Below are 24,233 nucleotides of genomic sequence, written 5' to 3' on the forward strand. Positions count from 1 at the left end.
TTCCCCCAGCGATCGCCCTTATGCGCTTTAATTAACGCAAAGTCAGCTTTAATTGGATTTTCTAAAACGTAGTCTTTACCTTCATAATTCATGGTTGGTTTGCCTTCAGCAAGCAAAGTACCAAAACCTGTTGGTGTGTAGATTGGACCTAAGCCCATACCCGCCGCTTGAATACGGCAAGCCAAGTTGCCTTGCGGTACAAGTTCTAACTCGATTTTGCCTGCACGGTAGAGTTCATCGAAGACATAAGAGTCAGACTGACGAGGAAAAGAACAGATGATTTTACGTACAGCGCCTGCTTGTAACAGTTTAGCCAAGCCGTAATCACCATTACCTGCGTTGTTGTTGACGATCACTAAGTCTTTAATACCGAGTTCAATTAAGCCATCGATGAGTTCAGCAGGCTGACCTGCAGTACCAAACCCACCAATCATAATGGTTGAACCGTCTTTAATTTGGGATAAAGCTTCAACTAAAGACTGTGACGATTTATCGATCATCCAACAACTCCCTCTGTACAACATATATTAATATTTGGGGAATCCACGATTAGCGCAATTTCAATCTGGACGGAGATTGAAATATGCAACTAAATCGCTTGGATTCCGTCATTCCATTCTTGATAAATTAAAAAGCTTGAGCTACCTTGAAAAAAGGTTTTTGTACGATTTACAGATTTTTTGTTCGATGATCGAACAATATCTTGAGTATATTGCTCAAGATTCTAAATCAGCATCAATAATTCAATTTTTAAAATAGCAAGGAAAATGCTGTGTCTACAGAATCAGACTCAAGGAACAGACAACTTCAAAATCCAGATAATAAAAAGTGGATTCGTCATGAAGACTTTATTGCAGGTATCAGCAAAGGACTTGCTATCTTGGATTGTTTTGCAAATGACCGTCACCGTTTAAATGTGACCATGGCTGCAGAAAAAACAGGGTTGACTCGAGCCGCTGCAAGGCGACATTTAATGACTTTAGAATATTTAGGTTATTTAGAGTTTGATGGTCATTACTATTATTTAACACCTAAAGTTTTAAAATTTTCAGGTGCATATTTAAGTGGTGCACAGCTGCCTAAAATTGCTCAGCCATTGTTGAATTTACTTACTCAGCAAACCTCTCTCATTTATTCCGTGATGGTATTAGATGGCTACGAAGCTATTACGATTGCACGTAGTGCAGCGCATCAACAGACTGATCGCGTTAATCCTTATGGATTACATTTAGGTAACCGACTACCCGCTCATGCGACATCAGCAGGGAAAATTTTATTAAGTTATTTATCCAAGGAAGCACAACAAGAATGGTTGGAAAAATATCCACTCAAAGCACTCACCAAATATACGTATACCGATAATGAGAAATTTATAAAATTATTAGCAGAAGTTAGAGCTGATGAATATTGTTACTCAGCTGAAGAACATGAGTTAGGCGTACATGCTTTGGCTGTACCTATTCACAATCATCGTGCTGATGTTGTCGCAGCATTGAACATTGTGTCACCGACAGGTAAAACCAGTAAGGAATATTTAATTCAGTATATTCTGCCCTTATTACAGCAAACCTCGATTGAATTTAGACAATTTGTTTAATAAAAAAACACACCAAATTGTGGAGCAATTTGGTGTGCGCTAAAAATTAGCCAATGGATTAGACTTAACTTCGAGGATTAACTCGCTTTTTGAAGTGGTAGTCCAACATAGTTTTCAGCAAGCGTAGTTTGACCTGCTTCTGAACCAAGAATATAACTTAATTCAGCTTGTTTGATTTTATGCTCGAATTCGGTTTCTGTCTCAAAACGATGTAATAAATGAGTCATCCACCAAGAGAAACGCTCTGCTTTCCATACACGTTTTAAGCAATTTTCAGAATACTGCTCAATCCCCTGCTCAGAACCCGTTTGATAATATTCAATGAGAGCTTGAGAAAGATACGCAATATCAGATGCAGCGAGGTTTAAACCTTTAGCTCCTGTTGGCGGTACAATATGAGCAGCATCACCCGCCAAGAACATTTTACCAAAACGCATTGGTTCAGTGACAAAACTACGTAATGGCGCAATACTCTTCTCAATTGATGGACCAGTCACAAGCTTTTCACGGCTTTCAGGATCTAGACGATTTTTTAACTCTTCCCAAAATTGCTCATCTGACCAATTTTCAACTTTATCCGTTAACGGTACTTGTAGATAATAGCGACTTCTCGTGTTAGAACGCATACTGCATAATGCAAATCCACGATCAGATTGGACATAAATTAGTTCATCCGCAACAGGAGGTACATCTGCCAATACCCCTAACCAGCCAAATGGATAGACTTTCTCAAAAGTTTTAATTTTGTCTTCTGGCACACTGGCACGGCACACGCCATGGTACCCATCACAACCAGCGATAAAATCACATTCAACTTTTACTTGCTGACCATTATGCTCAAAAGTAACACTTGGTTGACCGTAGAAATCATGTACTTGAACGTTAGTTGATTCATAGAATGAAGTGAGTTGAGCCGCTGTGCGAGCCTGCATTAAATCTTTGGTGACTTCAGTTTGACCATATACCGTAACTTGTTTACCACCCGTCAACTGCGTTAAATCAACACGATGCTTTTCACCGTTGGTTAGAATTTCAATACCCTGATGAGGTAACCCTTTTTCACGGAGTTGCTGATCTACACCAGCTTCAGTCAATAAATCTACTGAAACTTGCTCTAAAATCCCAGCACGGATACGACTGGCAACATATTCAGCACTACGCTGTTCAATTAAAATATGATCAATACCCGCTTTATATAGCAGTTGACCGAGTAATAAACCTGCTGGACCTGAACCGATAATCGCGACTTTGGTTTTTAAAATTTCCATATTACAAACACCCTCAATTTTTTTCCTTTTGTAAAACCTAATGAAATTCCAACTGAGGTACTAGACTTTAGCCCTAAATACGACCGAATTTAATGACAAATGACCGATCATCGGACAAGATATCAGAATTAAAGGGTGTAAATCAGAGCAATATCATGCGCAATGAATTGATTTCAAATGCTAAAAATAAAGAAGTAATTCAATATGATGATTACATTGCAGGCCTTGCTAAAGGTTTGAATCTATTAGAATGCTTTGGTGTTGAACGACAAAAATTAAATGTCACCCAAATTGCTGAACGTACAGGATTGAGTCGTAGCGCAGCACGACGATATTTAAGAACTTTAAAATTTTTAGGTTATTTAGACACAGATGAACATTTTTATTGGCTCACCTACAAAGTTTTACGCTTTTCAAGTGCTTATCTAAGCTCTGCATATTTGCCAAAAGTCGCTCAACCTATGCTGAATTTACTCAGTATCAAAACTGCACTGAGCTATTCAGTCACGGTACTCGATGAACATGAAGTCGTACCTGTTGCGAAAAGTGTTCCTCAACAGAACGAATCATCTAAAATGAGTCCGTTGGGTATTCATCTAGGTAATCGCCTTCCAGCCTACGCCACCTCAACAGGTAAAATACTACTCTCAAGATTGAGCCATGATGAACTTAATCAATGGCTTGCACAATATCCACTCAAGAGATTAACGCCTTTTACCATCATAGATCATCAAAAGTTTATAAACACTATTGCAACTGTTCAAAAACAAGACTATTGCATTTCTACAGAAGAACATGAATTGGGAATTATTGCTTTAGCTGTCCCTATTCTCAACATGCAAGGTGATACTGTAGCCGCACTCAACTGTATCGGATCCAGCCACAGAATTACAGAAACATATTTAATCCAAAATATTTTGCCCCAGCTTAAACAAGTAGCTCATGATTTGCGCGCTATTTTATAAAATTCGGAAGATTCGAATGAACTTTTAAGATTTTTTTCCTTTCTTTAACTGAGGCGTTCATTTTTTTAATCCCTAGTACTTTAGTATATTTTTCAAGTACTTCTTCGCAAATATGGATCCATTTAATCTAAAATATATCTAAGTTAATATTTTTTTGCTTGAATTTGGATCCAATAATGCTAAATTCATGCACATTGCAGACGTGTTGATTATTTCATCAATACCAGAATATGGACGGGTTCTGACTGCGATGAACACCTTAAACATTACTAGGATGACTTCTGAAGTCTGCCTACGTTTATGACATGTAATCACATGCCACACGTAGTGCTTTTCAATGAGGTCTTATTCCATGGAGAAAGTAAATGGTTCAGAACCCGCGTGAGGAAATGAATAACAAGACCATGAATGGGTTTCAGTGGTTTGTTATCGGTATCTGTATTTTATTAAATGTTATTGATGGCTTTGACGTTCTTGTCATGGCCTTTACTGCTGCATCTGTTTCTGCCGAGTGGGGACTGACTGGCGCTGAACTTGGTGCACTATTGAGTGCTGGCTTATTTGGTATGGGTGCTGGCTCACTATTTCTTGCACCTTGGGCTGACAAAATCGGTCGCCGCCCACTCATCTTACTTTGCCTACTTATCTCTGGAGTAAGTATGGTTGCAGCATCATTTGCTCAGACTGCAATGCAACTTGGCATGATGCGTTTTGTGACTGGTTTAGGCATCGGCGGTATTCTCGCAAGTAGTAATGTTATTGCAAGTGAGTACGCTTCTCTGCGTTGGAGAAGTCTCGCAGTCAGCTTACAATGTACAGGTTACGCGATTGGTGCAACCGTTGGTGGGATTATTGCAATTGCGCTTATCAGCAATTTCGGATGGCGTGCAGTCTTCTTAACAGGTGGTTTAGCGACTTTATTCATGTTGGTCGTGTCTTATTTCACCTTACCAGAATCACTTGATTACCTTTTGGTTAAACAGCCAAAAAATGCTCTAGAACGTATTAATGTTTTAGCAAAGAAAATCAATATTACCCCATTACAGCAACTTCCTACGGTCACTATGACCAGCGAAAAAGCAAAGAGTGGTTTGGCACGTTTGTTCAGCCCTAAATTGGCACTTCAAACGATTTGTATCTGGTTTAGCTTCTTCTTCGTTATGTTTGGTTTCTACTTCGTCATGAGTTGGACACCAAAAATCTTATCTGCAAATGGGATGACCACTGAACAAGGTGTAACAGCAGGTGTCCTGATTAGTGCTGGCGGTATGTTTGGTGCTGCGCTGTTAGGTCTGATTAGTTCACGTATCCGTATTTACTATGTTCAAGCGGCTTTCCTTGCCTTAACTGCAATCTTGATCTGGTTATTTGTGAACAGTACTGGTTCACTCATGATCGCATTCATTCTCGCTTTATTCCTTGGCATGATGTCAAACGGATGTGTCGCAGGTCTATATGCGATGTCTCCTGCAATCTATGATGCTGATGTTCGTGCGACTGGTGTAGGTTATGCGATTGGTTTTGGTCGTGTAGGCGGTATTTTGTCTCCACTAGTTGCAGGTGCTTTCCTCGACAGTGGTATCTCATCACTTGTACTTTACGGTTATTATGCGTTGGCATTCGTTGCAGCCATTATCATGGTATTAAGCATTTCAAAACTCAAAAATAAAGAAACTGCACAATTGCATTTCCAACAACCAACATCTGCATAATCATTTTTTAAATACTTTAGAGCTAGACAAGACGTCTAGCTCCACTTTTCATATAGGGACAATAATGAGATTTTCTGCAATCTTTTTAGGGGTAATTGCGTCTGGATTTCTATCAACAACGCAAGCTAATTCTTTTATAGACGATTCATCAGTCAATCTAACAGCTCGTAATTTTTATTTTGATCGCGCATATACACAAGATGCATCAGGTAAAGATCAGAAAGACTGGGCTCAAGGTTTTATCTTTAAAGCTAATTCAGGCTATACACCAGGTACCTTAGGACTAGGTTTAGACATTATGGCACTGGCAGGTTTTAATCTTTTAGGCAGTGATGCCGACGATTATGCAGCTTCGGGATTAATGCCAACCAGTCCATCAGGTAAAGCTGATCAGTATGGAGAAATTCGCTGGACGGCAAAAGCGAAAGTGGGCAAATCGACTTTACATGGGGGTACACTCGCACCAATGTTCCCTGTTTTGTTCTCTTCACCAGCTCGTTTATTCCAGCAAAATTATCGAGGTACACATCTTCAAATCAATGAAGTGGATAATTTGAAAATTCATGCCCTGTATGTGGATCGTGTGAATCAACGTGATTCAACAGATTATGAAAAAATTAGAGTTGGCAATCCTAATAATCGATTTAAGACTGCTGCCGAATCATCTGGCTTACACATGCTTGGTGCTGAATATAAATTTAACGATCAAATTAGTGCGCAACTCTTTCATGCCAACCTTCATGATGTTTATCACCAAAATTTCATTGGTGCAAAAAGCAAACATGATATAGGTATTGGGCATTTATTAGGGGATGTACGCCTGTTTGTGAGTGAAGACTCAGGTCAAGCTCGTGCAGGACATATTGAAAATCAACATTTGAGCGGTATTTTTGGGCTTAACCGTAACAATCATACTTTCAGTTTGGGCTATATGCAGTCTTTTGGTGATACAGCTCTTCCGACCTTAGCGGGTTCAGAGCCAGCAGTGTTCTTAGATAGTATGAGTGCTGATTTCACCAACATTAATGAAAAAGTCTATCACGCACGCTATGACTATGACTTTAAAGACACTTCATTGAAAGGTCTAAAGTTTATGACTCGCTATAGTAAAGGCGATGATATTGAAATTCGTAACACCGAGAATCAGACGTTTGAACAAGATGCTCTTGATTTTGAACTCAGCTATCGTGTTCCAACGGGTAAACTCGAAGGTTTAAATATTCGTACACGTTATAGTCGCTACCGTAACGATATCCCACCAGTAGGTATGGCATTTAAGTCGGATGACGAAATGCGTGTCAACATTGATTACACTTGGAAATTTAAATAAAACAAAGTTAAAGGGAGTTCAACGGAACTCCCTTTAACACAAATACCTTTCATCGATCACAGCTCATATTTTAATTTCACATCCATTTCACAAGATTGCCAGTAGATTAAAAAATAAGAATAAATTAGTGGATTGAGATCATGAAACACGTCAAAAAAATTGTGGCTGCGACATTGAGCCTTCCTCTACTCTTTTTATCAGGCTGTGCAAGCATTCCAAGTTACTCTGATGATTATGCTCAAGCAAGATCGATAGTTCAAGGCATCACCATGACGCCTGCCAAAGCTCAAGATATAGGGGTTCGTTTTACCAGTGCATTCAATACTTTAGGTACACCTGAATTCACTAACCGAGCAAGCAATCTGTATGCTGACAGTTTATATATCAATGACACACTTTCACAATTTAGTAAGCGTGAAAATCTAGTCGAACATTTCAAAGGCATGAATAACCGTGTCAGTAATGTTTCAGTCAAATTGCTCAACACATCACATTTTGACGACTCAGCCTATGTGCATTGGCGTATGGCATATGATTTTAAAATCTTCGGCACGACTCGAAGCATGGAATCACATGGAATTAGTGAAATAAAACTCAATGAGCAAGACAAAATTGTGTTCCAGCAAGACTTTTGGGACCCAGCTGATGGCTTATTTCGCTCACTACCATATGCTGGAGGGTTATACGCATGGTTATTACCTTTCAAAAAATCGCAATAATGGCCCTCTCTGCTTTGAGTCTATTCTTCTTACCACTCGCGCATGCACAAAGTGTGCGTGAGTGTGGTCAAGGAGACCTCAAAGTCGGACAAAAAAATGTCGGTAAAGCAACTTATTTCGCTCAAAATTGTCAAAGCACTTGGAAGAATCAAGATATTCGCATGGACTTTGCTTATACTCAAAATATTCCAGAATGGGCTTTTAAAAAGGCTGCAACGCACTTTCTCAAACGAAATGTCAAACAAGCCAATACGTTGAAACAGCTTGACCAGATCACACAATTGTATCAACCCGTTCGATCTGGTGATATTTACAGTCTAAGCTATACCCATACGACCCAGACTTTAACTTTGAGTCTAAATCAAAAAATTTTGGGTAAAATTCAATACATGGATGCCAATGATTATTTTAAAATTTGGCTGGGTTCGTCTCCATTTAGTGATACTTTAAAAAAGCAATTATTGGACTAATCGTGTCGACATGACTAAACATTTTATTTTAATGGTCGAAGATCATTACGAACTTGCTTCTACATTATGTGAATTTTTAGAAGAGCATAATTTTGTGGTTGATCATGCGCGTAATTTGGATGTGGCACGTCAACTGCTTAAACAACATCCTTATCATATTCTACTGTTAGATATTAATTTACCTGACGGTACAGGGTATGACCTGTGTGAATGGCTTCGCAACGAACAAGGACTCGACCTCCCAGTACTGATGCTGACTGCTCGTGATACTTTGGATGATAAATTAAAAGGTTTCCGAGCTGGTACAGATGATTATTTAGTGAAACCATTTGATTTTAATGAATTGGTTTATCGTGTTCGTGCACTGATCAAACGCTCATTAGGAGAAGTATCTAACAGCCAAATCATAATTCACGATCTCACATTAGACCCTGCTTTACAGCAAATCACACGTGCAGGTCAAATGATCGAACTGCCACCTATTCAATTCAAACTTTTAAAATTACTCATGCGAAACTCACCTAAAGTGCTCACTAAACAGGAGATCATGCTTGAGTTATGGGGGGATGAAGAACCAGAAAGCGATGCGCTCAGAAGCCATATCTATAATTTAAGAAAAATGGTCGATAAGCCCTTTGAACAAAAATTAATACACACCGTTTCAGGGGTAGGTCTAAAGATCGCAGTGGAATAAAACTAGTTACTACTGAATTCACACTTCAGATCAAATTCCCCCAAATACACTATTTTGGAGGCTGATCATTCAAGTAAACGACCACAATCAGTCCTGAACTGAGTGACAAGTCAACTTTTGGATGAGTCATCAAATAGTATTCACGATCAAATAACTCTACTCTCCAGCCAAGTTGTTTACATAATTTTTGAACCAGTTGTAGCCCGATACCATGACCTTTGATATCGAGTTGCAGCTGCTGATTCGTTAACTCTTGCACCTTAGAGTTATTCGGTAAATCAATCCCGATACCATTATCTGCGACCAACACTTTATTTTTTTCGAGAATGACATTAATGCTTGTACCTTGAGAGTAATTCAATGCATTTCTTAAAATATTGCTGAATACCATTTTCGTCATCGATGGATATAAATGACGTTTGACCTCATCAACTTCGATGTTTAAATCGATACTCATTCCTTTAGCCAAACTGACACTATTCAAGTCGCTCACAACATCTTGAAGCAGTTCTGATAAGCGTATTTTTTCACTTTGTAAATTGCTTGTGGTATTTCGAGCAATGGCCAAAAGCGTATCAACCAATAACTGCATATCTTCGATTGTGTTTTGCAATCGAGTAAAGGATTTGTTATCACCATAACGGGCCTGACAAAGTTGTACATTGCCCTTCAATATTGTGAGTGGTGTTCGAAGTTCATGACTAACATCGCCAGTAAACTCTCTTTCACGCTGGATGAATTCGCTTAAAACTTGATGATACTTTTCAAGTGCTTGCTTGAGATATTCAGCCTCCAAATTAGAGTCTGTTTTAATTTCTTTAAATGGTGATGCTCGATTATTCTGATGTTCCCAATCAATATGTTCGAGTGCATTGGCTAAGCGTGTGATAGGCGAAAAATAGCGGCGTGCACGGCGATTCCACCACCACAGCACACTGTATAGCAAAAATAAGCTGACCATGAGTGGCGCTAAACCAAACAGCCAAATGAGCTTATTAACATTGCTTTCACCAAACACTAAAAAAACGTGTTCACCATTGCGTGTCCCGTAAACCGTCATCCGGTCTTTACCATCGATATAGTGTCGATGCACACCCGATTGGAGTTTTAAATTACGAAATTCAGAGGGGGCTAATTCGTCATCGGACCAACGATATCCATATAAATTTTTAGTGTCGGGTAAAGCAGCTTCTGGATTACGCTCCATACGCTGCCAGTAATGCTCCATCTCCTGTTCGAGCGCTGTGGTCAGCAATGTTCCTTTAATGACCCAAGCACTGCAACCAATCCCAATCACAATAGATAAGGCAATAAGACCAATTTGTAGCCAATAATAGCGGTTAAACACCTCACCCAAAGGATGATCGCGTTTATCCCTAAATAGCCTCATCATGGACATGTACCCTCTTCACCTTATCGCTAAGCTTAGTTTGAACTTCAAACAGCTCGCTTCTTAAACAAATAATGGCCAATCACCCACTCACGACCTTTGTCATAACCAAACAGTTCTGCACAAGCCATGAAAAAGATTCTCCAACGTTGCCACCAGATTTCCGCATCTTGACCATAAGTTTGCTTAAATAGTGGTTTAAGTAAGTCCTTTTTTTGGTCCATATTATTTAACCATGCATTGGCTGTATGTTCATACTGTTGTCCAGACCATTGCCATTGGTTTTCTAACTGTAAATGATCCTGAAAGTGCAGGAAAGTCGAAACAGCAGGCATTAAACCGCCTGTAAAAAAATATTTAGACATCCAGTCATAATCATTTTTAACTTCAAATGGATAGTGAATAAATCGATGGCAGAAAATATGACACCACAATAAACCATCTGCTTTGAGCCATTGGCTAATATTGGCAAATAATCGCTGATAGTTTCGAACATGCTCAAACATTTCAACGGATACAACACGATCAAAAGAGTTTTGCTCCAACTCGAGTTGATTTACATCACAGGTGATGACTGTCAAATTGTTAAATTGCTTTTCTTTGGCTTGTTGTTGAATGTGAAGACGTTGAGTATTGGAGTTTGATACTACCGTAATGTTGGCATTTGGATAATGCTCTGCCATATACAAACTGAGTGATCCCCAACCACAGCCTATTTCTAAGATGTCCTGACCATCTTGTAATTGCGCACGTTCACAGTAGACCTGCAGGGCAGTTTCCTCAGCTTGATCTAAACTGGTTTTAGCATCATGGAATAAACTGGCACTGTACTTTAAACGCTTGCCCAACACGGCCTGAAAAAATGCTGTAGGCAATTCATAATGTTGTTCATTTGCCTTGTCTGTATCAATCGCGATTTCACTTTTTTTCAAGTCTCTTAATACATCCATATAACGCTGTGAAGCGAATACAGGGTCAAAACGACCTTCTTGCTCAAGACGTTTTTTGCAAAGTGCTTGGATACCAAGACGAATCACTTGATCTGGAACTTTGCCACTTTCAATGAGTTTTAACGATTGTTGAACGATTGAATCCATGTAATTACCTACTTTTTCGGTGGCCAAGGAAGAAACATTGATGTTTTTTGTTGGTACATCTTGTAGTTTGCACCACGATTTTTGAGCGCTTGCTGTTCACTAAATGGAATACCCGTGATGTAGTACAAAAAGAGCCACATCAACACCGGATAGATCCACAACCAAGGCGTTCCCGCCGCTATACCTAAGATTGGATAAGCAAACCAATGTATCCATTCAAAAAAGTAATTCGGATGGCGTGAATATTTCCATAACCCTTGATCCATCGTTTTGCCACGATTATTCGGGTTTAATTTAAATTGATACAACTGATGATCTGCGAGTGCCTCACCAATAAATGCAACCAGCATGATTAATCCTGAAATCAGCAGCAGCAGTTCTGTCGAGTTACTCCACTGCATCGCAGGTATACTGAGCAATTTGATCATTGGATATGAGAATAAGGAGATCAACCCAGCCTGAAATAAAAAGAACAGAAGAAAACCTAAATGTTGAAAGTCTCCCATCGCACGGCGCATATTGGCATAACGCGTGTCCTCAGCATCTTCTCGGATATATCTTCTGAATAAATGCCATGCTAAACGGAGAAACCAAAGACCACTCGCGATCGCTAGAAAAATGCGAACAGATGTAGGGGCTTCATTCATTACATTTGCTGCGATGAGGACATTTAAGGCTATTCCAAAGCTCCAAATGACATCGACCAAACCTGCACGATGATTAAATGTCACCCAAATCCATGCACAAAGCATCAGGAAAACATTCATCACAAATAAATTGAGCAACATCGAGATGTCCTCTCACTGATTTAGTATGGACTTGCTTCAAACAATAAATGCACATCACTAATGACGCCTTCGAGAAAACCTCCTTCGCAATAACATAAATAAAAATCCCACATGCGAATAAAGTTTTCATCAAAGCCCAGTGCTAAAACTTGCTCACGCTGTTCTAGAAAACGTTCACGCCAGCAGTGAATCGTTTGTGCATAACTTAAACCAATATCTTCAAGATGCTTTAGACGTAATTTTTGTTCTGATGCAACGTTGGTCATCACGCTGATACAAGGAATAAAACTACCTGGGAAAATGTATCTTTTGATGTAATCGACCGTACTCAATGCCTTTTCATATCGGGCATCTTCAATGGTGATGGCTTGAATAAGCGCCAAACCATTAGGTTTTAACAGCTGTCTACACTTTTCAAAATATGTCGATAGATATTGAGCACCAACGGCTTCAATCATTTCAATTGAAACCAATTTATCGAATTTACCTTCAAGTAAACGATAATCTTTTAATTTAACTTCAACACGATGAGACAGACCCGCAGCGTCAATTCTAGCTTTAGCTTCGTCATATTGAGCTTGAGAAATGGTAATAGTAGTCACTTTACAACCATAGTTTTGCGCAGCATAGATCGCAAAACCACCCCATCCACTGCCAATTTCAACCAAATGATCCATCGGTTGAAGTTTCAATTTTTGGCATATGATTTCTTTTTTATAATCGGATGCTTGTTCCAAAGTCATAGATTGATCTTTGAATACCGCGCTGGAGTACATCATGCTCGGATCAAGAAATAACTTAAAAAAGTCATTACTTAAATCATAATGCTCAGCAATATTTTTGCGACTACCTTCCAATGAGTTTTTACGCGATGCATACCAAGTTTTGAGCAAGAGTTGACTCGCCTTTGCTAAGGCACTTTGGTTCATACGATCTAAAATATCGCGATTTCTCGCAAGAATTCGCACAATCTTCACTAAATCTGGTGTCGTCCAATATCCTTGAATGAAACCTTCAGCTGCACCAAGAACCCCCTGACGAAAAAGTAGATCCATCAACTTTGCATCATGGACCTCAATCACTGCGTCTAGATCACTCACCTCACCGACTGAACCCTCCCAAATCCCTTTAAAATGAATTTGGCCGTGTTTTAATTTCAGTAAATGACGTAATACCAGCGGTAGTGAAGATTGCTCTCCCATTAACAATGATTTCATATCACAGCTTATCCTTCGTTTTATTGGGATGCCGATAAAATGGAACTCTATTTATCCAAAGCTTAAAGGCATGATAATAAATACCTGCAACCATCTTGATCGGCTCAAATAGTTTAAAAACAGCATAGCGATGAAGTTGTGAAGGAAGTGTGATGGGAGTTAACTCAAAACGCATCGATGCATCAAATTGTAATTTTTCCTCTTTAAACAATTGCATAAGCACATAATTTTGTTTTTCAGCCAAACTAAATGTCCATTGATACTTCAGATCCATTGGCATGAAGGGTGACACGTGAAAAGCTTTGTCAAACTGGAAGTGGAAGCTGGTATATTCGGAATGCTGCTCCCCCCCGGTGCGACAATCGTGAACATATACCTGTCTTTCTAACCAGGGTGTATTGGTGATTTCACTGAGAATGAACTGTAATTTTTGCTGGGCATTAAATAGAAAATAAAAAACCACCGAATTAAATCTGAAGCCAAGCGTGCGCGGCAAAGCCAACACCCGAATTTCAGCGATCTGTATCTGTTCTTCTAAGGTATGCTCTTCCAATACATGCAGAACCTTCTCTCGAATCGTGCCTTGATAGTTTGCCAAGAAGTCATCAGGATTGAGGCTCAGCAAGTTCCATTTTTTCGTTGACCAAAGTATCGAAGTTTGCGCGAAGTGTTTGAGCTGTTCTGGATCAAACCACAAATACGTCAGCTGACTCTGAAAGGCATAAGGCTTAGGCAAGTAACGGCGATGACGAATGTCAGCAACTGCAATTGCAAGCGGATACAGCTGCATAAGTACTCCTAAGCGGCTTGATTTGATGAATTTAATAAGGCTTCAACCACCCATGACGCACTTCTTGCACCATCTTCATGAAAGCCCCATCCCCAATAAGCACCACAAAAATAGGTCCGATTTAAACCGTTTATTTCAGACCATCTTGACTGAGCTGCAATAGCTTCCGCATTAAATACAGGATGACGATAGTTACGCTGAACCCAGACTTTGTTTGGATCTAAATCAAAATTAGGATTTAATGTCGCAAAAATCTGAGTTTCACATTTCAAATTTTGTAGCTGATTCATCCAGTAACTAAATCCATAATGGACACTACTTTGCTGAAATGGAGTGACTTGACCCGCCCTATTCGGTGTGACATGCACATGCCAACTCGCCCACTGACGTTTTGATTTTGGCATAATGCTAGTATCTGAGTGCACCACCATATGATTGTCTTGATACTGAAAATTTTCTAATATTTCTATTTCTTTAACTGTCGGTTCAGCGAGCAACTTCAGTGTGTCATCTGCATGACTTGCAAATACTACCCAATCAAACCGTTCAATTCCCTGTACCGTTTCAATACTCACGTCATTTGCTGAGCGCTTGACTGACTTCACTTCTACTTTTTTAAACTGAATATGCTTTGCTTGAGTTTGAATTGCACGGATATATCTAGAAGACCCGCCTTTTACGGTTAACCATTGTGGTCGATCTTTGAGTTGCAACATACGATGATGTTGAAAAAAACTGACTACAAATTTATATGGAATTTGACCTGCTTGCTCTACTGGGCATGACCATAATGCACCACACATCGGATAGAGATGCTCTTGCCTAAACGCATCCGAGTATCCATGCTCGTTGAGATATTGCTCAATAGTGTAATGCGGGTCGGTCTCATCCACATCCAGATCTTTATTTGCTGCATAAAATCTGAATAAATCGGACAGCATCGCTCTAAAGCGGGTCTTTAAAAAATTCTGTGGTTTGAACAATAATGAGAATTTCTTGGAAGGGTTATATTGCAGTCCTGTGACCTGATTATTAACTGAAAACCCCATATCGCTGCTTTGAGCTGGTACACCAAGCTCCTTCAACATCTCACAAAATAAAGGATAGTTGTGTTCATTAAAAACAATGAATCCGCTATCCACTGCAACTTGCTCACCATCGATCTTTAATTGATGAGTATCAGTATGTCCCCCAAAATAATTATTCTTTTCAAATACGGTCACCTCATGCAACTTACTCAACTTCCAAGCTGCATAAAGTCCTGAAATACCCGATCCAATAATTGCAATTTTCATCTTGATTCCTTTGACTGAACTTGAGAATGTTGGAGTTTTGCCTTTTTCGAACGCGTAATTTTACTTGCTTCATAAACTCGAGCTGGTATGGGTTTCATTCCCCAAACCAAGCCAAACCATGACATAAATTTTAAGATGTAATAGGTCACATCGATCTGCCACCAATAGAACCCTTGGCGCGTACTTCCAGCATAAAAATGATGATTATTGTGCCAGCCTTCACCAAGTGTAATCAGAGATAAAAATAAGTTGTTGCGACTATGATCATTCGTCTCAAAATCTCGGCTTCCATAATGGTGAGCCAGTGAGTTAATGCACAATGTGGCATGAATAAGCAGAACAGTAGAAATTGCGCCTCCCCATACCAATAACTGTAAACCACTGGTTCCCCAATGCGGCCACATCAAGGCAACCCATTCCCCAAGACCATAAATTCCGATAGCCGTTATTAAGACGATCATCAAACTAAAACGATCTAACCAAATCAGCTCCGGAAACTTCAGCCAATCTTTAATGACACTTTTACGCGTTGAAAAATTATATTCATTTAAAAACCAACCAACATGGCTATACCAAAATCCATGCGTTGATGAATGTGGGTCTCGAGGAGTATCTGTATAACGATGATGATATCGATGATGTGCTGCCCACCATAATGGTCCACGCTGCGCACTCATTGTGCCAATTAAAATAAAGATAAATTGCAGCCATCTCGAAGTCTGAAAAGTTTTGTGTGACAAATAACGATGAAAAAAAGCCGTGATTGCGAACATGCGAATAAAATAAAAAAACAACATAAATGCAAAAGCAAACCAAGAAAACCCGACCCAAAACACTGCCAGACAAGCAAGATGCAGTAGGATAAAAGGAATTATTCTGAGCCATTGAATCTGTTTACTCTCAGAGGTCAATGCTTCATGTGGTACGCTTACGGACCAACTATCCAGCCATTGCATGAGGCTTTTCAACATACAGTCATCCCAAACTAAGCAATCGATCTTTATGATTTAAATAAAGTGTAGTTCTTGATATATGAAGTTTATGTGAAGCACACGCTGTATCTTGAATTTCACGCTGAATCATTGAATTTAATATTAATTTAATTTCATCATATAAACTTAACTCACCCTCATTTTGACTACACAAATGCTGATCAATGAGCACTTCAACCCCTTTTATACCCTCGTTGAGTTACATGACTGCACACTGATAAACCAAACCAAAAAGGTATGTATCTCGATTCAACAAAATAATCATAGGCAAACCTATTGAATCTCGATATAAACTATAGGGAGAAATAAAAAACCAAGAATATTGATGAAAAAGTTGAGACAACGATGTCTGAAACGAATGTAGAAACTGTATCGGATTCTAAACGCGACCCTGATTTAAGAATGGTGCAAATCAATCAAAATTATGTTGCTTGTGAAGAGTGCGATACGCTCTTTCGTAAATCCGATTTATATAAGAATGAACGTGCCTATTGTTCGGCTTGCGGTTCCGAGCTCTATCGTAAAATTCCAACATTTAACACACTGTTGGCCTTAGTCTGTACTGCGTTAATTATCTTTGCGATTGCCAATAGTTTTTCAATTGTCAAAGTTGAACTCCAAGGCATTTATTCAGAAACCACATTATTGGGTGCGGCTTGGGCAATGTTCGAGGCAGATCGTGCTTTTGTAGGCTTTCTTATTCTGATGACCACTTTTGTTGTCCCTTTGGCCTACTTACTTCTGATGGGATATATTCTTTTGATGGCCATGTTCAATAAAAATGTTATTGCAACCCAACAGTATGCATCACTTAAACTCGCATTACGGTCACTATTTCAATTGAGAGCTTGGGGAATGGTTGAAGTCTTTCTGATCGGCGTTTTAGTCACCTTAGTGAAATTAGTGGGAATGGTGGTTGTGATTCCTGGAATTGCCTTATGGGCATTTGCCATTTTAAGTGTTTTGTTGGTCTATTTAGTATCAATCAAAATCAAGGATCTATGGAATGTAATTGATGGAAATCAAATCTCATGACCATTACTTCCACTCATACGAATCAACCCGATCAGATGAAGCATTCGCCACACCTTGTGCAGAAACTTGTCTCATTAGAAACGCTTGCACCGCGTGCAATTGATCTTGAGCTCACACTTTGTCATTGCTGTGGAACACTCAACCGCATGACGTCGTTGTCTGCCATGGAACAAGCACGAAAATCCCGCTGTACTCGTTGTGATAGCCCATTACATACCCGTAAAACCCGAAGTTTAGAACGAACTTTAGCTTATTTAATTGCAGCAAGTATCCTTTATATACCAGCCAATGTTTTACCGATGACGATTACAGAATCTATTCTTGGTCGTCAACAAGACACGATTATGAGTGGAGTCATTTATTTTTGGAAAAGTGGTGACTATTTCGTTTCGTCCGTTATTTTTATCGCCAGTATATTTATTCCACTACTGAAATTGGTCATCCTTGCTCTCCTGCTTAGTGCTGTTCATTTACAAGCCTCAAAAAAAATTCACCTCTCACCGAAGCATTGCTCGATCATGTATAGAGTCGTGGAGTTTATTGGCCGTTGGTCAATGATTGATGTTTTCGTTGTCGCCATGCTCGCAGCACTGATCCAAATTCAGTCATTGGCAACTATTTTAGCAGGCACAGGTGCAGTCGCTTTTGGTGCAGTTGTGGTTTTGACCATGTTAGCCTCACTGAGTTTTGATCCTAGAATCATTTGGGACAACTATTACGTTTCAATCCTGAGTCAACATGAGAAAAAAAATGACGCTACAGAACATTGAGATTTACATAAAACCCTTTCACTTCTTGCTTGATCTTCATATGATGAAGCGTACGAACAACAAACACATTACGATTTAATAAGATCAATAACTATGTCAGAAAACCAATCGAGTAATGGTCATCCTCATGATGAACAAGTTCTGAGTAAGGTCGGTGTACCTGATAAGAAACGTAGCAAATGGAAACCTTCTCTCATTTGGATTATTCCAATTGTGGCATTACTCATTGCATTATCATTAGCTCTCAAGGCGTATTTGAATACTGGTCCTATTATTGAGGTTTCTTTTAGGACTGCAGAAGGCATTGAAGCTGGCAAAACTACAGTTCGTTATCGTCAAGTCAATGTGGGTCTAGTACGCGAAATCGACCTTTCGGAAGATCGGTCTCATATCATTGCTAAAATTGAACTTCGGAAAGATGCCAGTAATTTTGCTACGGAAGATTCACGTTTTTGGGTAGTGAGACCACGTATCGGTGCAAGTGGGGTTTCAGGTATCGATACTTTACTTTCTGGTGCATATATTGAAGTGGATGGCGGTAAATCAGATGTCAAAACCACTTCATTTAAAGGGCTAGAAACTCCACCCGTCGTGACTTCCGATGTTCCCGGAAAAATCTTTTTCTTAAAGGCACAAGATTTAGGTTCGCTCGATTTCGGCTCACCTATTTATTATCGAAGAATCAACGTTGGACAAGTGACCTCTTACCAACTGGCTGATGATGGAAAAAGCGTTGAACTTCAAACTTTCATTAAGTCACCTTATGATAAATTTGTCACCACGGATGCGCGTTTCTGGCAAGCCAGTGGTGTAGATGTCAATTTGAATGCTTCGGGCTTTAGTTTAAACACACAATCTTTGGCAAGCATCATTTCGGGAGGGATCGCATTTGGTTATCCTGAAGATTCTGATGCAGCTCCTGCTCCGAATAAAATGAAATTTGAATTATTTGACTCTGAAAAGCTTGCGCTTAAAGAGCCTGATCTTAATCCAAGACGGATCGTAATGTATTTCAATGAGTCATTGCGAGGTTTATCAGTAGGAGCTCCAATTGATTTCATGGGTGTCGAAGTCGGTACTGTGAAAAAAATCAACACTGAGTTCTACAATAATCACTCGCAAATTCGAATGCGTGTTGATGCAGAAGTTTATCCTTCACGTATTGCTGGTGGTCATGAGTTGGACCCGCAAGGTACAGTATTCAAACAATTTGTTGAGCGTGGTTGGCGAGCACAAATGCGGACTGGCAATTTACTTACAGGTCAAAACTACATTAGCTTTGATCTTTTCCCTAAAGCTAAATATGCCACCGCAATCCGTCGAAATGATGGTGTAGTTGAAGTTCCAACAACTCCAACAGAATTAAAAGGCCTTCAAGCACAAGTGTCCCAAATCGCCGATAATGTATCTAAATTTCCATTGGTTGAAATTGGTCAGGACGTTCGTCAAACCTTGGCAAACTTAGACAAAACTATACGATCTTCAAAAAGTTTGGTCGATCAACTTGATGGCAAAGTTGCGCCTAATTTACAAGCCACCTTGGATGATGTTCGTAAAACAGTTCAGTCTTCTGAAACCATCTTGGCAAGTGATGCACCATTACAACAAGATCTACGTCGTGCTTTACAACAAATTACCCGTGCCGCAGCTTCATTACAGTTGATGGCAGATCAAATAGAACAAAATCCTGAGTCACTGATTCGTGGAAAAACAGCGGAGCCGAAGAAAGATGACAGAGAATAAATTATTGAAAACTCAGCAACGCTGCTACCTAAAAGTCCTTTCAAGCTTGAGTGTTGGTTTGTTTGCACTCATCGTCAGTGGGTGCTCTTCATCCCCTACGCCTAAGTTCTATTCATTGAGCACTCAAACGCTAACATCATCTTCGTCAAATCAAAAAGTGAGGATGATTGAGGTGCTTCCTGTTGGATTATCTGATCGTTTAAACCGAATTCCCTTGGTGATTCAACAAGAAAATGGGCAGGCTAAAGTATTGTTCGATGATCGTTGGACTTCTACTTTGTCGGCTGAATTGAGAGATGCTGTTTCTGCGCGTTTACAGCAAACATTAGGTGCAGTGGATCGTTATAATAGTGGTATGACTGGTGGACAAGCAGCTTATCGAATTGCCTTAGATTTTTCTAACTTTGATTTCATCGAAAAATCAAATCAGCAACGCTTTATACTCATGAATACGACTTGGACTTTAAGATATGATGATCCCAATCGCCCCTTATCTACACCCAAAAACGCTCAAACATTACCTAAACATCATCAACTCAGTTGTCGGATGAGTTTTTATGAAGAAATTCCACAAAAATCTAAAGACTTAAATACTTTAGTCACTGTTTCGCAAAAAGCCATTGATCAACTTTCAATCAGTATTGCAAGTTCAGTCAAGCACTTAGAAAATAGGAATCAGCCGATTACTGGTGCGGTATGTAGTTAAGCATATATCGATCACAAACTGATTTTTTATTTTAAAAAAATCATGTCTTTTTAGATCTAAAGGATTAAGCAAGATCTATGACGTATTGAGATGGATCCTTTAAATAGTCAATGACTTATAGATTTGATTCAACTAATTGTTCCCCAAAATGGGCCTCATGATGTTGAAGATTTCTCCCCACCTTAGGATTGAATCGTATCACCTCCTACTAAATGATGGGAGAATGTTTTGTTAAGTACTGAATCACGTATGATTTCTTTTTCATTGCCGATCTCAGAATTTCAGCACTCGTCTGATCAATATACCGAATCGCTAAGCCTTCATCTTTAAGGCTTCCAAACAAATGAGGGTAGTGCGCTGATGTACATATTTGAGTAGGTCGCCACAGTTTGAAACTGTCATTAAACACATGGCTTCCTTTTGATATTGTGCTTATTTTAAAGCTGGAGGATTATTTTTGATAGTTTCAAGACATATTTCCCCATCTTGGTTTTGAATGAGTTTTAAAAATCATCAATCTCTTTTGACTCTATACAAATTGTCTGCATAAGAAATTCTTTCTTAGACACTAATATTCATACGCACTCCGGCAATTAAATCTCACCATATTTAAAAAAATAATTTTTGACTTAAACGATAGAAAAAACGTGTTGTGAGGATGACAAATATCAAGCGTGATAATTGAAATGCCACAATAATCGGAACAGACAAGCCCAAAACTTTTGCCATCAAAGACATTTCAGCAATGCCACCTGGAGAAAGCCCGAGCAGTAAAACTTTTTCATCTACAGAAATAAGTTGAATCAGTTCAAGTACAAATAAAATTGAAAGGATCAGTGCCAGCACATTAAATAAAATGGTCAAAACGAGAAATCGCTGACTGTCTTTTAAAAAGCTAAATGGGAATTTACTGCCCAAAGACCAACCAATACACAGCTGCCCCAAAGCAATCAGCCAATGCGGTAAGCTATGCTCAAGTACACCGAGATAAGACAGCAAACCAATAATTAAAATCGGACCTAAAATCCAAGCATTCAGGACATTGAAATAATCAAATAACTTGGCAACCAATAAAGCTATAACAAAAATTAAAAGTGTAGAAACCACATCAAAATATTGCACAGTCACAGAAGACGTTTTCCAATCAACCCCCAAATAAAGGCTCATAAAAATGGGGACTAACACCACCAAAATCACAATTCTTAAGCTATGTGTCGCTGCAACTTTATCGACCTGCGCTTGATACTTTTCTGCAATATTGACCATTTCACTGGCACTACCAATCGCTGATGCAAACCATGCCGTTGACCAATCCAAGTGGTTAAAACGATACTGCAACGTGGCTAAAAGCAGATTCAGCACCATGGACCATAAAATTCCAATGAAAATAAATACCCAATAAATTGATAAGGCATTCATAAGTGCAGGGGTAAAATAAAGTCCCAAAGCCATTCCAATAATCACTTGCCCAGTTTGACGCCAACGAACATGACATGGATTCGAAATACCAAAACTACCAATGATGAGCGTGATGAGAAGTGGACCTAATAGCCAGGGCAATGGGAGACCAACGAGTATTCCAAGCCATGCACCTAACAATGCAATTGCCAATCCTTTGGCATTCGATTTTATGTTTTCCATATTCTTCACCAATGAAGGTCAACATAGCGTTGACCTTCATGTTTGGATTAGATTGTTTTTTGCTTTTTGATGAATAAGTACTTACGTACAAAAGGAAGGATTAAAAGCAATGCCGACATGATCCACAGACCGATGCTAATACCACTACTCCACAGGATGCTGAGTTCACCTTGAGAAATCGATAATGCACGACGCAAATTCGATTCCATCAATTCACCCAATACAAAACCTAAAATGAGTGGTGCAAGTGGGAAATCAAACTTACGTAAGATATAGCCAATGATCCCCAAACCCATACACAGCAATAAGTCAAATATCGTGCTATGAATTGCGTAAACACCAACGAAACTTACAGTTGCAATAATAGGAATTAAAATATAACTCGGAATACTGAGTAATCGTGCAAAGAAGCCTACCAATGGTAAGTTCAATACCAGTAGAATGATATTACCCACCATCAGTGATGCAATCAGCGCCCAAACCAACGTTGGCTGTTCAGCAAACAGTTGAGGGCCAGGTGTGATGTTATACATGGTTAATGCACCCATCATCACAGCAGTCGTACCCGAACCTGGCACACCCAGCGTCAACATTGGCACAAAAGAGCCACACGCTGCTGCATTATTGGCACTTTCAGGTGCAGCCAGACCACGTAGATCCCCTTTACCAAATTTACTGCCATCACTCGCCATTTTACGTTCAGTAGTATACGCCATTGCACTGGCAACACTCGCACCCGCACCTGGTAAAATTCCTGAGAAGAAGCCCAACAATGAACCACGAATCATGGTCGCTAATGTACTCATGAATTCTTTAAAGTTAAATAAAGAACGCTTACCCTGTTCTAAAACAACTTTTCCTAGCGTAGTACGCTCAAGTAAAAGTAAGATTTCACTGATACTAAACAGACCAATAACAACTGTAGTAAACGCAATACCATCACTCAGACCAACACTATCAAAGGTAAAACGATAAACACCTGTAATCGCATCCATCCCAACAGTTGAAAGTGCTAAACCCATTAAAGCCATAATGAGGGTTTTAAACGGTTGTGTACTGACTAGACCTGTCAAACACACAATCGCAAATACCATGAGTGCAAAGTATTCTGCAGGACCGAAAGACACCGCCCAACGTGCTAAAATTGGAGCAAATAATACGATCCCGATAAATGCAATCGTACTACCAATAAAAGAACTAATAGAGGACAAAGAAAGTGCAATACCCGCTTTACCTTGCTGTGCTAGCGGGTAACCATCTAAAGTGGTCATAATCGCACCAGCATCTCCAGGTACATTCAGCAAAATTGCGGAGATACGACCGCCGTACTCACAGCCTAAATATACTGCTGCTAATAAAATCAGTGCGCTATCTACAGGTAAACCTAAGGCATAAGCAAACGGTAACAGGATCGCGACGCCATTAATTGGACCTAAACCCGGTAAAAGACCGACCACCGTTCCAATAAACGCACCAATAAAGGCAATTAATAGATTCTGAGGCTGAAGTGCAACCTCAAAACCCATCATGAGAAAATTTAATACATCCATGGGGTGTTATCCTTAACCAAAGAATCCAAGTGGTAATGGAACATCAAGTACGCGATCAAAGAGATAATAGGTACTTAAACTCAGCACAATCCCTGTGATCACAGTCGCAATGGTTTTCCCGCCAAATAATTTACCCAGTGCAATCGTCATGAGCAGTGTTGCAATGACAAAACCAAAGAATTCGAAAATCATCGCGTAAATGGTGAGTGCGACAGCACACAGTACTAATTTACCGAGCAAATGTTTGGTCCAGCCCAGCTCTACAGGCTCAAACATAATGGCTGGACGAACAGTTAGATAAACAGCACTAAAAGTGATCAACCCCATCAAAAGAATTGGAAAGGCTTTCGGCCCAACAGGATCATAAGAAATCGGTGCTTCAAAATTGCACGCGTAGATCAATAATCCCAATCCAATAACTGAAATGATGGCTGTAAGAATGCGTTCAGATTTCATCATCTTCC

The 24,233-nt window shown here is 39.5% G+C and carries 23 protein-coding genes; 11 read left to right on the plus strand and 12 right to left on the minus strand.

The genetic code is table 11. The annotated features are described in order from the left end of the window. The coding region (locus AC1M9P_RS12675) for a 3-oxoacid CoA-transferase subunit A (protein ID WP_481587828.1) at positions 1-500 on the minus strand (500 nt) is incomplete at its 3' end. Between the two features lie 272 nt (positions 501-772). Between AC1M9P_RS12675 and pcaU the strand changes: the two genes are divergently transcribed. Then, positions 773-1,597 (plus strand): IclR family transcriptional regulator PcaU, encoded by an 825-nt coding sequence (gene pcaU / locus AC1M9P_RS12680; protein WP_481587829.1) that lies wholly within the window; start codon positions 773-775, stop codon positions 1,595-1,597. Between the two features lie 77 nt (positions 1,598-1,674). On the opposite strand, the gene pobA is transcribed toward pcaU, so the two are convergent. Continuing rightward, positions 1,675-2,865, minus strand: coding sequence for a 4-hydroxybenzoate 3-monooxygenase (gene pobA / locus AC1M9P_RS12685; protein WP_481587830.1), 1,191 nt, complete (start codon positions 2,863-2,865; stop codon positions 1,675-1,677). A gap of 155 nt (positions 2,866-3,020) precedes the next feature. Here pobA and AC1M9P_RS12690 point away from each other — a divergent pair, with 155 nt between their 5' ends. The 6 genes from AC1M9P_RS12690 to AC1M9P_RS12715 all read left to right on the plus strand — a co-directional run bounded on the left by AC1M9P_RS12690 (position 3,021) and on the right by AC1M9P_RS12715 (position 8,755). Next, the gene (locus AC1M9P_RS12690) at positions 3,021-3,830 is read left to right on the plus strand and encodes an IclR family transcriptional regulator domain-containing protein (RefSeq protein ID WP_180000496.1); all 810 of its coding nucleotides are present in this window, start codon (positions 3,021-3,023) and stop codon (positions 3,828-3,830) included. A gap of 365 nt (positions 3,831-4,195) precedes the next feature. Beyond that, positions 4,196-5,542 (plus strand): MFS transporter, encoded by a 1,347-nt coding sequence (locus AC1M9P_RS12695; protein WP_481587831.1) that lies wholly within the window; start codon positions 4,196-4,198, stop codon positions 5,540-5,542. Positions 5,543-5,606: 64 nt separating this feature from the next. Continuing rightward, a complete protein-coding gene (locus AC1M9P_RS12700; protein ID WP_481587832.1) occupies positions 5,607-6,872 on the plus strand; it encodes an OprD family outer membrane porin in 1,266 nt (421 codons plus the stop codon). Positions 6,873-7,012: 140 nt separating this feature from the next. Continuing rightward, entirely contained in the window at positions 7,013-7,591 is a 579-nt protein-coding gene (locus AC1M9P_RS12705) for a nuclear transport factor 2 family protein (RefSeq protein ID WP_481587833.1), read from the plus strand. Continuing rightward, positions 7,561-8,061 (plus strand): chalcone isomerase family protein, encoded by a 501-nt coding sequence (locus AC1M9P_RS12710; protein WP_481587834.1) that lies wholly within the window; start codon positions 7,561-7,563, stop codon positions 8,059-8,061. Before AC1M9P_RS12705 ends, AC1M9P_RS12710 begins: the two co-directional genes overlap by 31 nt. 10 nt (positions 8,062-8,071) lie before the next feature. Then, positions 8,072-8,755 (plus strand): response regulator transcription factor, encoded by a 684-nt coding sequence (locus AC1M9P_RS12715; RefSeq protein WP_481587835.1) that lies wholly within the window; start codon positions 8,072-8,074, stop codon positions 8,753-8,755. Between the two features lie 49 nt (positions 8,756-8,804). Here AC1M9P_RS12715 and AC1M9P_RS12720 read toward each other — a convergent pair whose 3' ends face one another. The 7 genes from AC1M9P_RS12720 to AC1M9P_RS12750 are packed head-to-tail and all read right to left on the minus strand — an operon-like array spanning position 8,805 to position 16,303. After that, on the minus strand, positions 8,805-10,148 hold the full coding sequence (locus AC1M9P_RS12720) for a sensor histidine kinase (protein ID WP_180000506.1): 1,344 nt from the start codon (positions 10,146-10,148) through the stop codon (positions 8,805-8,807). A 44-nt stretch (positions 10,149-10,192) separates the two neighbouring features. Then, positions 10,193-11,242, minus strand: a complete 1,050-nt coding sequence (locus tag AC1M9P_RS12725; protein ID WP_481587836.1) for an SAM-dependent methyltransferase — start codon at positions 11,240-11,242, stop codon at positions 10,193-10,195. Positions 11,243-11,250: 8 nt separating this feature from the next. After that, on the minus strand, positions 11,251-12,030 hold the full coding sequence (locus AC1M9P_RS12730; protein ID WP_035269401.1) for a DUF1295 domain-containing protein: 780 nt from the start codon (positions 12,028-12,030) through the stop codon (positions 11,251-11,253). A gap of 20 nt (positions 12,031-12,050) precedes the next feature. Continuing rightward, positions 12,051-13,247, minus strand: coding sequence for a class I SAM-dependent methyltransferase (locus AC1M9P_RS12735; protein WP_481587837.1), 1,197 nt, complete (start codon positions 13,245-13,247; stop codon positions 12,051-12,053). A 1-nt stretch (position 13,248) separates the two neighbouring features. Further along, positions 13,249-14,037, minus strand: a complete 789-nt coding sequence (locus AC1M9P_RS12740) for a DUF1365 domain-containing protein (protein ID WP_481587838.1) — start codon at positions 14,035-14,037, stop codon at positions 13,249-13,251. Positions 14,038-14,045: 8 nt separating this feature from the next. Continuing rightward, positions 14,046-15,332, minus strand: a complete 1,287-nt coding sequence (locus AC1M9P_RS12745; RefSeq protein WP_481587839.1) for an NAD(P)/FAD-dependent oxidoreductase — start codon at positions 15,330-15,332, stop codon at positions 14,046-14,048. Next, on the minus strand, positions 15,329-16,303 hold the full coding sequence (locus AC1M9P_RS12750; RefSeq protein WP_481587840.1) for an acyl-CoA desaturase: 975 nt from the start codon (positions 16,301-16,303) through the stop codon (positions 15,329-15,331). Before AC1M9P_RS12750 ends, AC1M9P_RS12745 begins: the two co-directional genes overlap by 4 nt. Positions 16,304-16,726: 423 nt before the next feature. Between AC1M9P_RS12750 and AC1M9P_RS12755 the strand changes: the two genes are divergently transcribed. The 4 genes from AC1M9P_RS12755 (at position 16,727) to AC1M9P_RS12770 (ending at position 20,578) form a co-directional block, all read left to right on the plus strand. Then, positions 16,727-17,359 carry a paraquat-inducible protein A gene (locus AC1M9P_RS12755; protein WP_228143131.1) on the plus strand — a complete coding sequence of 211 codons (633 nt, stop codon included), beginning with the start codon at positions 16,727-16,729 and terminating at the stop codon, positions 17,357-17,359. Positions 17,360-17,394: 35 nt separating this feature from the next. Beyond that, positions 17,395-18,129, plus strand: a complete 735-nt coding sequence (locus tag AC1M9P_RS12760; protein ID WP_092768280.1) for a paraquat-inducible protein A — start codon at positions 17,395-17,397, stop codon at positions 18,127-18,129. 93 nt (positions 18,130-18,222) lie between these two features. After that, complete coding sequence (locus tag AC1M9P_RS12765) at positions 18,223-19,872, plus strand: PqiB family protein (RefSeq protein WP_481587841.1); 1,650 nt, start codon at positions 18,223-18,225, stop codon at positions 19,870-19,872. Further along, a complete protein-coding gene (locus AC1M9P_RS12770) occupies positions 19,859-20,578 on the plus strand; it encodes a PqiC family protein (protein WP_481587842.1) in 720 nt (239 codons plus the stop codon). The genes AC1M9P_RS12765 and AC1M9P_RS12770 overlap by 14 nt, the downstream gene beginning before the upstream one ends. Positions 20,579-21,187: 609 nt before the next feature. On the opposite strand, the gene AC1M9P_RS12775 is transcribed toward AC1M9P_RS12770, so the two are convergent. The 3 genes from AC1M9P_RS12775 to AC1M9P_RS12785 are packed head-to-tail and all read right to left on the minus strand — an operon-like array spanning position 21,188 to position 24,228. Further along, positions 21,188-22,219: an AbrB family transcriptional regulator gene (locus tag AC1M9P_RS12775; protein ID WP_481587843.1), complete on the minus strand. Its 1,032-nt coding sequence runs from the start codon at positions 22,217-22,219 to the stop codon at positions 21,188-21,190. A gap of 47 nt (positions 22,220-22,266) precedes the next feature. Then, positions 22,267-23,769, minus strand: coding sequence for a tripartite tricarboxylate transporter permease (locus AC1M9P_RS12780; RefSeq protein WP_481587844.1), 1,503 nt, complete (start codon positions 23,767-23,769; stop codon positions 22,267-22,269). Between the two features lie 12 nt (positions 23,770-23,781). After that, on the minus strand, positions 23,782-24,228 hold the full coding sequence (locus AC1M9P_RS12785; protein WP_481587845.1) for a tripartite tricarboxylate transporter TctB family protein: 447 nt from the start codon (positions 24,226-24,228) through the stop codon (positions 23,782-23,784). Between the last annotated feature and the right edge of the window lie 5 nt (positions 24,229-24,233).

The organism is Acinetobacter sp. 25-47-122, from assembly GCF_056779695.1.

Coding starts and splice junctions, on each gene's coding strand:
- pobA (WP_481587830.1), bottom strand. CDS start 2,865: ATGGAAATTTTAAAAACCAAAGTCGCGATTATCGGTTCAGGTCCAGCA.
- AC1M9P_RS12690 (WP_180000496.1), top strand. CDS start 3,021: ATGCGCAATGAATTGATTTCAAATGCTAAAAATAAAGAAGTAATTCAA.
- AC1M9P_RS12695 (WP_481587831.1), top strand. CDS start 4,196: ATGGTTCAGAACCCGCGTGAGGAAATGAATAACAAGACCATGAATGGG.
- AC1M9P_RS12700 (WP_481587832.1), top strand. CDS start 5,607: ATGAGATTTTCTGCAATCTTTTTAGGGGTAATTGCGTCTGGATTTCTA.
- AC1M9P_RS12705 (WP_481587833.1), top strand. CDS start 7,013: ATGAAACACGTCAAAAAAATTGTGGCTGCGACATTGAGCCTTCCTCTA.
- AC1M9P_RS12710 (WP_481587834.1), top strand. CDS start 7,561: ATGGTTATTACCTTTCAAAAAATCGCAATAATGGCCCTCTCTGCTTTG.
- AC1M9P_RS12715 (WP_481587835.1), top strand. CDS start 8,072: ATGACTAAACATTTTATTTTAATGGTCGAAGATCATTACGAACTTGCT.
- AC1M9P_RS12720 (WP_180000506.1), bottom strand. CDS start 10,148: ATGATGAGGCTATTTAGGGATAAACGCGATCATCCTTTGGGTGAGGTG.
- AC1M9P_RS12725 (WP_481587836.1), bottom strand. CDS start 11,242: ATGGATTCAATCGTTCAACAATCGTTAAAACTCATTGAAAGTGGCAAA.
- AC1M9P_RS12730 (WP_035269401.1), bottom strand. CDS start 12,030: ATGTTGCTCAATTTATTTGTGATGAATGTTTTCCTGATGCTTTGTGCA.
- AC1M9P_RS12735 (WP_481587837.1), bottom strand. CDS start 13,247: ATGAAATCATTGTTAATGGGAGAGCAATCTTCACTACCGCTGGTATTA.
- AC1M9P_RS12740 (WP_481587838.1), bottom strand. CDS start 14,037: ATGCAGCTGTATCCGCTTGCAATTGCAGTTGCTGACATTCGTCATCGC.
- AC1M9P_RS12745 (WP_481587839.1), bottom strand. CDS start 15,332: ATGAAAATTGCAATTATTGGATCGGGTATTTCAGGACTTTATGCAGCT.
- AC1M9P_RS12750 (WP_481587840.1), bottom strand. CDS start 16,303: ATGTTGAAAAGCCTCATGCAATGGCTGGATAGTTGGTCCGTAAGCGTA.
- AC1M9P_RS12755 (WP_228143131.1), top strand. CDS start 16,727: ATGGTGCAAATCAATCAAAATTATGTTGCTTGTGAAGAGTGCGATACG.
- AC1M9P_RS12760 (WP_092768280.1), top strand. CDS start 17,395: ATGAAGCATTCGCCACACCTTGTGCAGAAACTTGTCTCATTAGAAACG.
- AC1M9P_RS12765 (WP_481587841.1), top strand. CDS start 18,223: ATGTCAGAAAACCAATCGAGTAATGGTCATCCTCATGATGAACAAGTT.
- AC1M9P_RS12770 (WP_481587842.1), top strand. CDS start 19,859: ATGACAGAGAATAAATTATTGAAAACTCAGCAACGCTGCTACCTAAAA.
- AC1M9P_RS12775 (WP_481587843.1), bottom strand. CDS start 22,219: ATGGAAAACATAAAATCGAATGCCAAAGGATTGGCAATTGCATTGTTA.
- AC1M9P_RS12780 (WP_481587844.1), bottom strand. CDS start 23,769: ATGGATGTATTAAATTTTCTCATGATGGGTTTTGAGGTTGCACTTCAG.
- AC1M9P_RS12785 (WP_481587845.1), bottom strand. CDS start 24,228: ATGATGAAATCTGAACGCATTCTTACAGCCATCATTTCAGTTATTGGA.